The organism is Psychromarinibacter sp. S121, assembly GCF_049801035.1.
Taxonomy (GTDB): domain Bacteria; phylum Pseudomonadota; class Alphaproteobacteria; order Rhodobacterales; family Rhodobacteraceae; genus Psychromarinibacter.
Map to the genome: position 1 here is coordinate 347102 of NZ_JBNAGE010000003.1, position 13934 is coordinate 361035.

Sequence of the window (13934 nt, forward strand, 5' to 3'; positions counted from 1 at the left end):
GCGGCAACCCCTTGCAGCGCTGGGTTGTTTTTGGTCCTGTGAAGGCCCGAATTGACCGATGCCCGCCCAAGGAATTCTCGATGCCACTGCCGTTTCCCCCGCTTTCGGTCCGCACCGGTCTGGGCGCTGCCGCCCTTGCCCTGACGCTGAGCGGGGCGGGGGTCGCGCAGGATGCGGCGATGACGATGGAAGAGGTTGAACAGGCCTATCTCTCGGGCGACCGGGCCTCAGCGCGCGAGGGCATCCTGACCTTCGCAGAAGCGGGCGATGCGACAGCGCAGTACCGGCTGGGCTTCATGCTGGCCACGGGCGAGGGCGGGCCGTTCGACCGGCAGGGCGCAATCGACTGGCTGGAAAAGGCGGTGGCGCAGGACCATGGCGCGGCGGCGTTGCTATTGGCTCGGGTCTACCTGTCGGGCTCACCAGAGGAGCCCGACTACATCCGCGCGGGCGAGCTGTTGCAGGCGATCGCCGGTCCCGATGTGCCCGAAGCTGCCTACCTGCTGGCGCAACTGCTGCAAACCGGCCGCGCGGGAGAGGCCGATCCGGTCCGCGGGTTCGAGCTGATGCAGATCGCCGCCGAGGCCGGTCATCTTGGCGCGCAGTTCGGGTTGGCGCGGCTTTACGCCAACGGCACTGGGGTCGCGCAGGACGATGCGCAGGCGATGCGGTGGCTGTTCCAGTCCGCCGACGCGGGCTGGGCGCCGGCGCAGATGACGCTGTACGAGGGCTACAACAGCGGCGACGGGTTCCCGCAGGATCAGGCGAAAGCGCTGGAATGGCTGCGGAAAGCGGCCGAGGCGGGCTATGGCGCGGCGGAACACGTGCTTGGCTCGAACTATCTGCTGGGAGAGGGCGGTGTTGAAGAGGACGCGCTGCGCGGTGTCGCCTACCTCGTGCGTGCCGCCGAGAAGGGGATCGCCGAAGCGCAGTCGAACCTCGGCTACGCCTATTACACCGGCAAGGGTGTGGGGCAGGATGACGTCAAGGCGTTGGAGTGGTTCCGCGAAGCCGCCGATCAGGGACTGGCGCGTGCTGCTGCGGCGGCGGCGCAGATGTACGAGGCGGGACGCGGGGCCGAGGCCGACGTCGAGCGCGCGGTCTGGTACTTCCGCATCGCCGATGCGGGCGGGAACCCCTATGCCGGGGCGCGGCTGGGCCGGCTGATCGTGTCGGGCGACTACACCGCCGAGGATCAGCCCGAGCTTGCGCCCAGTTGGGTCGCGCAGGCCGCCGATGCAGGGGCGGAGGGGGCGGTCGACTGGCTGGACGCGCGCGCATCCGAAGGCGACGACATGGCCCATTACCTGCTGGCCGCGCTGTACCACGAAAGCGAAACCGTGGGCACCGATCCCGAAAAGGCCGTGCGCCACATGCGCATCGCCGCCGAGGCGGGCATCGTTCCGGCGCAGCTGTCGATGGGGCTGTTCTATTCCGAGGGCTACGGGGTCGAGCAGGATCTTGTTCAGGCCCATGTCTGGACCAACATCGCCGCCGCCAATGGCAGCGACGCGGCGGCCGAGAAGCGCGACGCCTTCGCCGCGCTGATGACGCCGGACGAGATCGCCAAGGCGCAGGAAGATGCAGCGTCCTGGCTGGACGACGACAGGTGATCCGCGCGCTCGCCGTCTGTCTGGCGCTGGCCGTCACGCCGTTGTCGGCGCAGACGTCCCTAAGCCTTGCCGACCTTCAGACGGCGGCGGCCGAGGGCGATGCGCAGTCGCAGTTCCTGCTGGCCGAAGTCTATCGTCGCGGCGAAGGTGTGCCGCAGAACTATGCACGCGCCGCGGACTGGTACGCGCAGGCGGCGGAACAGGGCCATGCCGCTGCGCTGAACGCGCTTGCGGGCCTTTATGCCGGGGGGCTGGGCGTGCCGAGCGACCCTGCGCGCGCCTATGAGCTGGTCGCGCAGGCGGCAGATTCAGGCGAGGCCGAGTATATCCACAACCTTGCGGCGGTGGTCGAGGCCGGCATCGGCACCGACGCCGATCCTGCCCGCGCCGCCGAGCTTTATGCAGAAGCGGCGGCGCTTGGCTGGGCCGACAGCGCCGTGGCGCTGGGGGTTCTGTATCAGGACGGCAGGGGGGTCGAGCAGGACGTTGCGCGGGCGATGAAACTGTACACCGGCCCGGCCGAAGCGGGTCATCCACGCGCGCAGAACAACCTTGGCCTGATCTTGTCCCGAGGCGAAGGCGGGGTCGCGCAGGACTACGCCGCAGCAGCAGAGTGGTTCCGCAGCGCCGCAGAGGCCGGGTTGCCAGAGGCGATCCGCAACCTTGGCGTGATGTACGAGAACGGTTTCGGCGTGCCGCTGGACGAGGCCGAGGCGCAGCGTCTTTACCGGCTGGCCGCGCTTGCGCCCGGCCAGTCTGCGGATGCGCAGGGCGATGCCTCGGGGCTGACGCTTCTGTATGACGACCGGCTGATGCCGCCCGACGCCAACCGGCTTGCCGAGTATTCCGCCGCCGCCCGCGCCGGGGATCCGGTGGCGGAATTCCTTCTGGGCTATCTCCGCGCCAGCGCCGCGCAGTCGGGTGCGGACTTCCGCGAGGCCGTCCGGCTGTTCGAAAGCGCGGCCAACAAGGGCTCTGCCGCCGCCATGGCGAACCTCGGCATCCTGATGTTCGAGGGGCGCGGCGTGTTGCAGGACTATGTGGCGGGGTACAAGTGGCTGTCGCTTGCCGCCACCGCGGGGCTTCCGGGCGCGGCTGCGGCGCGGGACGAACTGGCGCGCCTTTTGACGCCCGACCAGATCAATGCGGCCAACGCCGCCGCCGAACAGGCGTGGTCCGCCCGCGTGCCCGACTGACGGCGTCCGCCGGTCCCGCCCCCTCGGCCAGCGCGCCGTTGATCCGACGCATCCGGATGGCTATCGTGGCCGCGCAACCGGAGAGGAGCCTTCGCATGCGTACCTTCATTCCCGCCGCAGCCTTCGCCCTGAGCCTGACGCTTGCCGGTGCCGCCCTTGCGGCGCCCGATATCGAAGCGCGGGTGCAGCCGACCTCGATCTCGTTCGCGGGCGGCCAGAATTACACCAACGCGGTTCTGACCGTGACCGGGCCGGACGGCTATGTGAAAGAAGAAAGCGCCCTGCGCGGCCTGCCCATCTTCCGGCTTCAGACCGCCGGGCGGCTGGTCGACGGCTATTACCAGTTCGCCCTCTCCGCCGCGACGGACGAGGTCATCCCGCTTCGCAACAAAATGGACAACGGCCGTGGCGCCGGCGCGCGGACGACAGAGTACCGCGCCTTCAACATGTCCGGCGCCTTCCGGGTCGAGAAGGGTCTTATCGTTCCGGTTGACGAAACAGCGGGCGAAGGTGGCGACGTCGACGCAACGGAATAAGGTGCGCAAGCCTCAAATCCCCCTCGGTCCTGCAACGGGAAATTGCATGCGCGGCCGTTCGGTGTAGTCTTCGGCGCACACGGATCCGTGATCGAAGCCGTCGCGGCGCCGTGTGGTTGCCGGGCCATGCCCGCCGGAACAACTGGCCGCCGCAACGCGGGGAGGATTGATGAACCAGCTTGTTGCCAAGTCCAACGAGAAGCGGCTGCTGTTCGCCGTCCTCCTGTGCGCCATTCTCGCTTTCGTGTTCTGGACCCAGTCCCGCTATCCCGCGCTGAACGAGAAGGCGATGATGTCCGGCGCGATCCAGTTGGAGGACCCGCTGGGCTTCGAGGCGAAATTCCCCCTGACCGCCGAGATGACGACCGTCGAGCGGATCTTCTTTTCGACCCTCAACTGGATCAATACCAACAAGAAGGGCATGACCTTCGGGATCCTGTTCGCCTCGGCCTTCCTGACGCTGTTTGGCTACCTGCGCAGGCGCAGCTTCGAGGGCGGGTTCGCCAATTCCTTCCTTGGCCTCGTGATCGGGGCACCGCTTGGTGTCTGCGCCAACTGCGCGGCGCCTATCGGCAAGGGCATGTACGCAAGCGGCGTTCGCGCCGAGACGGCTTTGTCGGCGATGGTCGCATCGCCCACGTTGAACATTATCGTCCTGACCATGGCCTTCTCGCTTTTGCCGTTCTACATGGCCGCCGCGAAGATCGGCCTGTCGCTTCTGGTCATCCTCGTGGCGGTGCCGCTGATCTGCCGGATGCTACCGGGCGAACAACTGCAACGGGTTCCCGCGCCCGACGTTCCGGGGCAGGTCGAAGGGCATACCGCCGAACAGCGCGAGGGCTTCGTCCCCGCCTTCATCGAGTTCGTGAAGAGTTTTGCCGCCAATTTCTGGTTCATCGTGAAGACGACCGTGCCGCTAATGCTGATGGCCGGTTTCCTTGGCGCAATCGCCGGGACGCTTCTGCCGCAGGACCTTGTTCTTGGCACCACCTTCTCGGTGGGTGTCCTGGTGCTGGTGGCGATCGTGGGCACGTTCCTTCCGGTGCCGATTTCATTCGACGTGGTGGTGGCCGGCGCGCTTCTCAGCACGGGGCTGTCGCAGGGGTACGTCTTTGCGCTGATGTTCACGCTGGGCAGCGCTTCGATTTATTCCTGGCTGATCATCTCGTCGACGATCTCGTTCCGCGCGGCGAACCTGCTGCTGGCCGCGATCTGCGCGCTGGGCATTCTCGGCGGCGCGGCGTCGCAGTGGTACCACAACTGGCAGTCGGATCGCGCGCTGGAGATGCTGCTGTCGGTCGAGCGGATGATCCTGCCTGCCGCCGAAGCGCAGGAAACGGGATTCGCCATCGTAAGCGACAGCGAAATCCGGGTGTCGTCCAGCCCCTTCGCCGCACCGTCCTCGGCGGCGGACGCTCCCTTCACCCGCGTCGAGGCCGACACCGCCGGGATCGACCGGCCGCTGGAATTTTCGATGAAGGACATGTGGCCGCCGTTCTGGGAAGGGCGCAGCCTGTCTACCGGAGATATCGACGGCGACGGCGACCTTGATCTTGTCAGCGCCTCGACCGAGGCCGGGCTGTACATCTACCTCAACGACGGCAGCGGGACGTTCACGCGCTCGGATGACGACATCGCGCCGCTTGCGGGTTTCGACGTGTTCAACGCGGCGCTGGTGGACATCGACAACGACGGCTGGCTTGACCTGTTCCTTGCCACGTACCTCGACGGCAACTTCTGGGTCCGCAACGACGGTGGCCGCTTTCTGACCGACGCGGCGCGGCCGGTCACAAACAACCCCGAGACGCCGCTGTCGCTGGCGCTGACCTTCGGCGATGTGGACGTGGACGGCGACCTTGACGCGGTGATGGGGAACTGGGCGGCCGGCTGGTACCGGCGCATTCCGGGAGAGGAATCCCGCAACCGGGTAATCTTCAACGACGGCGGCGTGATGGACGGCTCGCAGTATGCCGATCTTCCGGGCTTGCCGGGTGAGACGCTGACGATCCTGCTGTCGGACGTGAACCTTGACGGCGCGCCGGACCTGCTGGTCGGAAACGACTTCGAGCTGCCGGACTACCTGTATTACGGCGACGGTGCGGGCGGCTTCACTCCGGTGACGAAGGCCGATGGCGTGTTGCCCCACACGACGAACACCACGATGGCGATCCGCACCGCCGACCTGCACAACGACGGGGTGCCCGAGTTGTATTTCGCGCAGATCGCGGGCCGGTCCTCGGGCGTGTCCTCGACCCTGAAGATGCAGGACCTCGACCTGTACTGCGACGGCATTTCCAACGCCGACGCGAAGGCGCTGTGCGAGCGGAACATGGCGATCAAAGCCTGGTACAAGTCGGGCAACCGCTTCGATCCCACCTATGCCTCGAACTGTCAGGCGCTGGACGGAGAGCTTCAGGCCGAGTGCAAGGCGATGCTGGTCAAGGACCTCGCAATCCAGCGCCGCGACCCGTCACTTTGCGCCCTGATCCCCGCAGAACGGCGGCAGGAGAAAGCGTATTGCGACCTGCACTTCAAACCCGCCGAGGCACCGTTGCAGTCGGTCTTCGACACCACCGTCCCGCAGATCATGCGGGCCAACGTACTGCTGACGCTGGGCGAGAGCGGTGCCTATGAAGACACCGCCGGTCCGGAAGGGCTGGAGGTGGGCGGCTGGTCGTGGGACGTGAAAGTCGGCGATTTCGACAACGACGGCTTTCAGGACGTCTACATCGTCAACGGAACATGGGTGCCGAACGAGGTCTCGCCCTCGAACCTGTACTTCCGCAACAACGGGGACGGCACCTTTACCGAGGCGTCGGGGCCGTTCGGGCTGGAAGATTACCTGATGACCGCGGCGGCCGTGGCCTTCGACATGGACGGAGACGGGGATCTCGACATCGTCACGCAGCCGGTGAACGGGCCGGTGGCGATGTTCCGGAACAATGCGCAGGATGGCCACGCGGTCACCGTTGCGTTGCGGGACGGGCAGGGGAACAGCCATGGGATCGGCGCCCTGCTGACGGCAGAAATTGCGGACGGCACCCGGATGACGCGCGAGATCACCTCGGGGGGCGGCTTCATGTCGTTCGATGCCCCCGTCGCGCATTTCGGGCTGGGCTCCGCAGACGCGCTTGCCGCGCTTTCGGTGCGCTGGCCGGACGGCGAGGTCACGACGGTCGAGGGGCCGCTGCCCGCCGGGGCCGGTTATGTTGTCGAGCGGATGGGCCACGCCGTCCAGTAGGCCGCCAACAGACGGGTCACGCGTCTGCGAACGGATCCTCGGGATAGCCGACACCGGTCAGGTACAGCCCGTCCGGCGGCGCGACGGGGCCGCATGCGGCGCGGTTCTTCGCCTCCAGCGCCGCTTTCACGTCCTCCGGCGCCCAGGACCCGGCGCCGACGCGTTCCAGCGTGCCGACGAAGCTGCGCACCTGGTTGTGCAGGAAAGATCGGGCGCGGACGCGGATTTGCACCTCGTCGCCCTCGGCGGTCACGGTCAGCTCGTCCACGGTCTTGACCGGGCTCTTGGCCTGACATTCCGCCGCGCGGAAGGTGGTGAAGTCGTGCAGGCCAATCAGGTGGTCCGCCCCGGCCTGCATCGCGTCGATGTCCATCGCGTTCGGCACTTTCCACGCCAGTCCGCGGTCATGGGTCAGCGGCGCGCGGCGGCAAATCATGCGGTAGAGGTACCGCCGTTCGACCGCCGAGAACCGCGCGTGCCAGTCGTCGGACACCCGCGCCGCCGCCACCACGGCGACAAGCGCGGGTTTCAGGTGATAGTTGATCGCCTCGGACAGACGGAACGGGTCCCAGTTGCGGCCCATGTCGCAGTGCGCCACCTGTCCCGTCGCATGCACGCCGGTATCGGTCCGCCCTGCGGCGCCGATGCCTGGAGCGTCCGGTTCCAGGCGGCGGATCGCCTCTTCGACGGCCTGCTGGACGGAAGGATGCTCCTTCTGCCGCTGCCAGCCGGAAAAAGCGCCGCCGTGATACTCGATCTTCAGCGCGAAACGGGGCATGGCCGTCCGCTTAGCGCGCCGCGCGGGGCCGCGCAATCGGGCAGGCGGGAACGTCAGGCACGAAAAAGCCCCGGCGCCAGAGGCCCGGGGCTGATTTCTTCACGCGTGTGCGGCGCAAGCGCCGCCTGCGCGGTGCAAGACCTTAGTAGGTGGTCTTGATGCCCTGCGACGACAGGTGCGAGCCGATGGTTTGGCCGTAGTCGTCGGTGGCGCCACCAACGGTGGTCAGAACGGCGATGCCGAGGCCAACGATGGCAGCGGTCAGCACGACCCAGTCGACGGTCACGGCGCCATCTTCGTCAGCACGGAAGCGGTTGATCAGGTTGAACAGTTTCATGGTCTCTCTCTCCATCAATCCTGCCCGCAAGCAGCAGCAGCAGGTGTTTGTATTGCCCTTTTGCTCGCGGGACTTTCTTCCCGCTCACTGAGGATGGTTTTGACGCCGGAATCGGGCAGGAATTGGTTCAGAGCGGTACGAATTCATAGCAATTCGCCGTTCTGTTTCCGGCCTCTGGCTGATCCGCCCGTACAGGGGTGGATTGCCCATACGTCAAGCAAGCAAAAAGGCCGCGCCCCAGAGGACACGGCCCTTTCGTAGGTGAAGACCGCCGATCAGTAGGTGGTCTTGATGCCCTGCGACGACAGGTGCGAGCCGATGGTCTGGCCGTAGTCGTCGGTGGCGCCACCAACGGTGGTCAGAACGGCAATGCCGAGGCCGACGATGGCAGCGGTCAGCACGACCCAGTCGACGGTCACGGCGCCGTCTTCGTCGGCGCGGAAGCGGTTGATCAGGTTGATCAGTTTCATGGTCAGGTTCTCTCTCAAAAAATTGGAACACTCTATCCGAGCATGTCGCGGCCTCTCGGGGGGCCTTTCAGCCGCGGCATGAGTATGGTTAACCATGCAACTAGGCGGGATTGCGGCGCGCTGCGGCTGATTTCAGGGAAACTACGCGGCGGGGCGGGGCCAGACGCCCTGTTGGAAAAAAGTCGCGTTTTGCGTTCTTTACCAAAGCCGACCGGGCCGATTAATGTGCTTAAAATAATGCCAGTATCGGAGGGTGGCTTGACCTATTTGAAGCAGTTCATTGTGGCCGGTTCGTTCATTCTTGCCGCGGGACAGGCGCAGGCCGCGCTGAAGTTCTGCAACGAGACCGAGCACGTGCAAAGCGTCGCCATCGGCTATAGCGGCGACCGCGACTGGACGTCCGAGGGCTGGTGGAACATCGATCCGGGCGATTGCGCGACGGTGGTCGGGGGCAACCTGACCAAGCGCTACTACTATTACCGGGCCGAGGTGAACGCCGGCGAATTCGCTGGCGGGACGTTCAACTTCTGCACCACGCCCGATGAATTCGAGATCGTGGGCGACACCAACTGCGAATCCCGCGGTTACGACACCGAGTCGTTTCGCGAGATCGACACCGGCGAAACGGCGACCGATTTCACTTTCACCCTGACCGGCGACGAATCCGCGCCGCGGTCAGAGGATGGGCCCTCTGCGGACACGTCGGAGCTTGGGCTGAGCATCTGCAACTCGACCTCCGAGGTTCAGTCCGTTTCGATCGGCTACGAGGGCGAGGACGGCTTCCTGTCCGAGGGCTGGTGGAACGTCGATCCGGACGATTGCGCACTGGTGCTCGCCGGTGAACTTCAGCAGCGGTACTATTACTACCGCGCGGAGGTGAATGGCGGCCCCTTCGAGGGCGAGGGCTATATGTTCTGCACCACGCCCGAGGTCTATACCATTCAGGGCGATACCGATTGCGAGGCGCGCGGCTACGACACCGAGAGCTTCACCGAGATCGACACCGGCCCGACCGCGGTCGGCCATGTCGAGTACATCACCGCGGATGGCGAGGCGCCGCCGCCGCAAACCACCCCCGACACCACCCCGTCGGGCGATGCCGGTCTTGAGATCTGCAACGACACCAGCGACGTGCAGTCGGTGACCATCGGATACGAAGGGGCCGAGGACTGGACCTCTGAAGGCTGGTGGAACATCGATCCCGGCGACTGCATGGTCCCGGCGCTGGATGGCGTGAACCGCCGGTATATCTACTACCGCGCCGAGATCGACGGCGGCGATTTCTATGGCGAGAACTACTTCTTCTGCACCACGCCGGAAGCCTTCGTCATCGTCGGCGATACCGAGTGCGAAGCGCGCGGCTACGACCGCGAGGATTTCGCCGAGGTCGACACCGGCGGGACGACCGGCACCTTCACGCTGACGCTGGTGGATCCCGAGGAACTGGACGGCACGCCTCCGGGCGACGACCGGGTGGAATTCCCCGACGAGCCCAAGGTTCCGGGCGATCCGACGGCGACCGATGGCGACACCGACACGGCGCCTGACGTCGACACGGTCGAGACCGATACGCCGGAAGAGCCGAGCTTCGATTTCGGTCTGCCGGGCGAAGAGGACGAAACGGTCGAGACCGAGACCGACGCCGACACCGCGCCGGAAACCGATATGACGACCGAAACGGATACGGACACCACGCCCGAGTTCGACTTCGACACGCCGGAGACCACGGAAGAGGACACGCCGGAAGAGGACACCACGCTGCCGGAAGAAGACACAACGGTCCCGGTCGAAGACGGCGAGCCGACGCCCACGCGGCGCGGCGGCTCGCGCGGGGGCTGATGCCATGCGTCAAACCCGCATTCTGTCACTTCTAAGCGCGGGCGGCCTGTGGGTCGCCCTCGCAACCGGCGCGCAGGCGTCTTTGGAGATCTGCAACGACACCGACGCGTTGCAGACCGTCGCGATCGGCTTCAAGGGCGATAGCGACTGGGTGTCCGAGGGGTGGTGGAACATCGAGGCCGGCGATTGCGCCGTCGTGCTCGGAGGCGCGCTGACCCGGCGCTACTATTATTACTATGCCGAGTCCGCGAACGACGACTTCGAGGGGCAGGATTATCAATTCTGCGCCTCGAACGAGATCTTCACCATCGAAGGCGACACAGACTGCGAACAGCGGGGCTATGAGACCCTTTCGATGCGCGAGATCGACACTGGCGAGCGGGCGCGCGACTTTACGCTGACGCTGGTGAACTCTGGCGGCAACCCGACCAGCACCGACAAGATCGCGCCGAAGATCGAGGATGAAAGCGCCCCGCCCACCGCCGAGGTGAACGAGGGCGTCAACGACAGTTCATCCGGTCCCGGCGGGCCCGGAGGCGGCGCTCCGGTCACCGAGACGGTGCAGGACACCACGATCGTCCCCGAGGACGTGCCGATGACCGTGTCGCCGGAGGATCTGACAACCGACATCCCCGCCGGCAACCACGGCAAGGGCTTCGAGACGCTTGCGTTGTTTCAGGGCTGCGAGTTGGCCGAGGGCCGCGAGATGTGTTCGTTCCACGCCGGCGACTGGAAGATGCGTGTCTTCTATCGCGGGCCGACGCCCGAAGCGCTGATGTATGCGCTCGAGGAACTGGCGGTGAACATGCCGGTCTATCTGAAGGGCGACATGGTCGAGACGCACGGCAACATCGCCGCCATCGTCGTCCGCGGGGTAGAGCCTCGGCCCGGCGAGGATGCGGACTCGCGTCTGCGCGCCACGTTGCAGGGCGACTGGATCGACAGCAGCGACCAGCGCTGGGAGATGACGGTCGACGGTTCCGAAATCCACTTCCGTCAGAACGGCGATTACTCTGGCAGCCGTTTCATGCGGATCGCCAAGCAATGCGATGGCGCGACCGGAGAGGGACCGTTCCTTGTGCAGATCAACGCCGAGAACAACAGGCGCACCTGCTACAGCATCGACCGCGCAGAACCCGGGCGACTGGACCTGACGGACGTGCGGCGGGGGCGGACCACAAGCTATCGCAAACTGCGCTGACAACTGTGGCATCCCGGTCGCACGATTCCACGACATGTGCGGCGCTTTCATGTGGCGCGAACAACATGTTGACGGATTCGCGGAGATAGAGATACGTAGTTCTCGTGGAGCGGCCCGTGCCGATCCCGTAGTCCAATCCAGGGTGAGTTAACGGTATCGGGAGTGGCTGAGTGGCGGCGTGACAACGCGCCGTCCGGCTTGTTCTGCTGCGTGGATTTGCGCGCGGTCGGGCTTGGTGCGCGGCCTTGTCTATCGGTATCCAGCATCTCGCCTGCCTCTGACCAGGAGAGAGCGAATTGCCTACCTTTGATTTCTTCGAAACCGGCGTGAGTGTGACCACTGCCTCGGGCAGCAATAGTGATACCAGCGTCACCCACACCGCTGACGGGATCCAGTTCACGATTTCCATTACCTCGCCCGATGACCAGTTCTGGGTGGCAATGGGCGGTGATAGAACGGACAGCGCAACGCCGCACCTTTACCTTGCCAACTCTGGCAACGGCCCGGATATCTTCCGCCTGACCTTGCAAAGCACCGCGAACCCCGGCAACAACCTGATGGTCGGCACCGCTCTGAACCCCGTCGCCGTACAAATGGACGACTGGGCCGAGCGCGGTAGCTTCAAGGTCAGCTTCACCGACTCGATCAACGGCACGGCCACGGTCGTCGACAGCACGGTGACCCCGAACGAACTGGTGACCGCTGTCGGCTCCTTCACGGGCATCGTCTTCACCTCGTCGGCAGCCGACACTGCCGCAACCATCCTGTCGGTGTCGATGAACAGCCTCGAATGCTTCTGCGAGGGTACCCTCATCGCCACGCCCTCCGGCGCACGCGCGGTCGAGGCGCTTTCGGCAGGCGACGAGATCCTGACCGCCGATGGCCGCACCGTCGCTATCCGCTGGCTTGGCCAGACCGTTGTCGAGCCGTCGCTTGCCAACCCGGCGCTGGTTTCGCCGGTGCGCATTGCGAAGGGTGCGCTGGGGCAGGGGCTGCCGGAACGCGATCTGCTGGTCTCGGCAGAGCACGCCATCGCGCTGGACGGCAAGCTGGTCAACGCGGGCGCGCTGCTGAACGGCACCACCATCCGCCGTGAAAAGCGCACCGAGCCCTTCGCCTACTTCCACGTCGAGACCGACGCCCACGAGCTGATTCTGGCCGAAGGCGTGGCGGTCGAGACCTATCTGGAACAGCGGTCCGACATTGCCTTTGACAACGCCGGCACCCGCCTGTCGCGTATCGTGCCGGAAATGGACCTGCCGCGTGTGACGTCGCGGCGTCTCATGGCCGCACGGGCCGCCTGACAAACCCACACCACAGGGCGTCCAAGTGCGCCCTGTGGTGGATTTCCATGGGATAACACGGTTTGCGGCGTTAGTTTTCCTTGACCGCAACAACATTTAACGGGATTCCTGACTCACACAAAAACACGTTCCCCCGCGTCAGAACGGGCGAGAGCGGATAGCAGGAACAGGAGTCCCAAATTGCCGCTTTTTGATTTCCAGACGACGGCGACCCCGACGTTTTCCACCGCATTCACGTCGGGATCCAATTTCACCTACACCGCTGATGGCGTGAAATTCACCGTGTCGTTCACGAACGCCGCCAACCAGGGTGAGATCTTCGTTGATATGGGCGGTCCCGTCTTCGGTGGCCCCGGCCCCTTCTATGTCGCCGACTCCATCGGCTTTGATAGCGCACCGGACACCATTCCGGACGTCATTCGTCTTACACTGGAAAGCACGGCGAACCCGGCCAACAAGACCTTCACCGGGACTGCGCTGAACCCTGTCGCGCTTCAGATGACATCCAACTACAAGAACGGCTCTTTCGATATCGCGTTTACGGATTCGATCAACGGCACCGGCACCGTCTCTTACACGACCTATACCGGCAACCAGCTTCTGACTGCCGTGGGCACCTTCACCGGCATCACCTTCACCTCCAGCCTGACATCCGGCAGCGACAACGCGCAGATGATGAACTCGCTGTTCGTCAACAGCCTCGAGTGTTTCTGCGAGGGAACCCGTATTGCGACCCCGACCGGCCAGCGCGCTGTCGAGGATTTGGCCGAAGGTGATGAGATCCTGACCGCCGACGGCCGCACTGTCGCGATCCGCTGGCTTGGCCAGACCATGGTCGATCCGTCGGTTTCCGATCCGGCCCGCGTCTCGCCCGTCCGCATCTCGAAAGGTGCGCTGGGGCAGGGGCTGCCGGAACGCGATCTTCTGGTCTCGGCAGAGCACGCCATCGCGCTGGACGGCAAGCTGGTCAACGCGGGCGCGCTGCTGAACGGCACGACCGTCCGCCGCGAAAAGCGCACCGAGCCCTTCGCCTACTACCACGTGGAAACCGACGCGCACGAACTGATCGTGGCCGAAGGCGTTGCCGCCGAGACCTATCTCGAGCAACGCTCGGATGTTGCCTTCGACAACGCCGACTCGCGGATGTCGCGCATCGTGCCGGAGATGGACCTGCCGCGCGTGACCTCGCGCCGCCTTGCAGAGGCCACCGCCGCCTGACACTGAAGGTCGCGTCGATCAAATCTTAAAGGCCCGCTGCACGGATTGCAGCGGGCCTTTTCTTATGGAGCAGGTCGTTACGAAGGCAATTATTTCCAATTCGGCATCAATTTTTAATTGAACCGGTTAACTGCCTAACGCTAAGTCATACGTATCTGCATTTGGTGGCGCAGTTTTCGACAACCACCACATGAGTGCATC

11 protein-coding genes are annotated in these 13934 nt (G+C 65.1%); 8 read left to right on the plus strand and 3 right to left on the minus strand.

Features of this window, described 5'->3' with window-relative positions:
* Positions 1-80 precede the first annotated feature (80 nt).
* From ACP156_RS15405 to ACP156_RS15420, 4 genes are all read left to right on the plus strand, one after another.
* Positions 81-1613: a tetratricopeptide repeat protein gene (locus tag ACP156_RS15405; protein ID WP_425052243.1), complete on the plus strand. Its 1533-nt coding sequence runs from the start codon at positions 81-83 to the stop codon at positions 1611-1613.
* Positions 1610-2809: a tetratricopeptide repeat protein gene (locus ACP156_RS15410; RefSeq protein ID WP_425052244.1), complete on the plus strand. Its 1200-nt coding sequence runs from the start codon at positions 1610-1612 to the stop codon at positions 2807-2809. Before ACP156_RS15405 ends, ACP156_RS15410 begins: the two co-directional genes overlap by 4 nt.
* Positions 2810-2904: 95 nt before the next feature.
* Positions 2905-3345: a hypothetical protein gene (locus ACP156_RS15415; protein WP_425052245.1), complete on the plus strand. Its 441-nt coding sequence runs from the start codon at positions 2905-2907 to the stop codon at positions 3343-3345.
* A 169-nt stretch (positions 3346-3514) separates the two neighbouring features.
* The gene (locus ACP156_RS15420) at positions 3515-6586 is read left to right on the plus strand and encodes an FG-GAP-like repeat-containing protein (protein ID WP_425052246.1); all 3072 of its coding nucleotides are present in this window, start codon (positions 3515-3517) and stop codon (positions 6584-6586) included.
* 16 nt (positions 6587-6602) lie between these two features.
* On the opposite strand, the gene truA is transcribed toward ACP156_RS15420, so the two are convergent.
* From truA to ACP156_RS15435, 3 genes are all read right to left on the minus strand, one after another.
* Positions 6603-7364, minus strand: coding sequence for a tRNA pseudouridine(38-40) synthase TruA (truA, locus tag ACP156_RS15425; protein WP_425052247.1), 762 nt, complete (start codon positions 7362-7364; stop codon positions 6603-6605).
* Between the two features lie 142 nt (positions 7365-7506).
* Positions 7507-7701: a Flp family type IVb pilin gene (locus ACP156_RS15430; RefSeq protein ID WP_275632351.1), complete on the minus strand. Its 195-nt coding sequence runs from the start codon at positions 7699-7701 to the stop codon at positions 7507-7509.
* A 275-nt stretch (positions 7702-7976) separates the two neighbouring features.
* The gene (locus ACP156_RS15435) at positions 7977-8171 is read right to left on the minus strand and encodes a Flp family type IVb pilin (RefSeq protein ID WP_425052248.1); all 195 of its coding nucleotides are present in this window, start codon (positions 8169-8171) and stop codon (positions 7977-7979) included.
* A 258-nt stretch (positions 8172-8429) separates the two neighbouring features.
* On the opposite strand from ACP156_RS15435, the gene ACP156_RS15440 reads away from it, so the two are divergent.
* The 4 genes from ACP156_RS15440 to ACP156_RS15455 all read left to right on the plus strand — a co-directional run bounded on the left by ACP156_RS15440 (position 8430) and on the right by ACP156_RS15455 (position 13733).
* A complete protein-coding gene (locus tag ACP156_RS15440; RefSeq protein WP_425052249.1) occupies positions 8430-10010 on the plus strand; it encodes a DUF1036 domain-containing protein in 1581 nt (526 codons plus the stop codon).
* A gap of 4 nt (positions 10011-10014) precedes the next feature.
* Positions 10015-11211, plus strand: coding sequence for a DUF1036 domain-containing protein (locus ACP156_RS15445; protein ID WP_425052250.1), 1197 nt, complete (start codon positions 10015-10017; stop codon positions 11209-11211).
* A 296-nt stretch (positions 11212-11507) separates the two neighbouring features.
* Positions 11508-12515, plus strand: coding sequence for a Hint domain-containing protein (locus ACP156_RS15450; RefSeq protein WP_425052251.1), 1008 nt, complete (start codon positions 11508-11510; stop codon positions 12513-12515).
* A gap of 180 nt (positions 12516-12695) precedes the next feature.
* Positions 12696-13733: a Hint domain-containing protein gene (locus ACP156_RS15455; RefSeq protein ID WP_425052252.1), complete on the plus strand. Its 1038-nt coding sequence runs from the start codon at positions 12696-12698 to the stop codon at positions 13731-13733.
* The last annotated feature ends 201 nt before the right edge of the window (positions 13734-13934 follow it).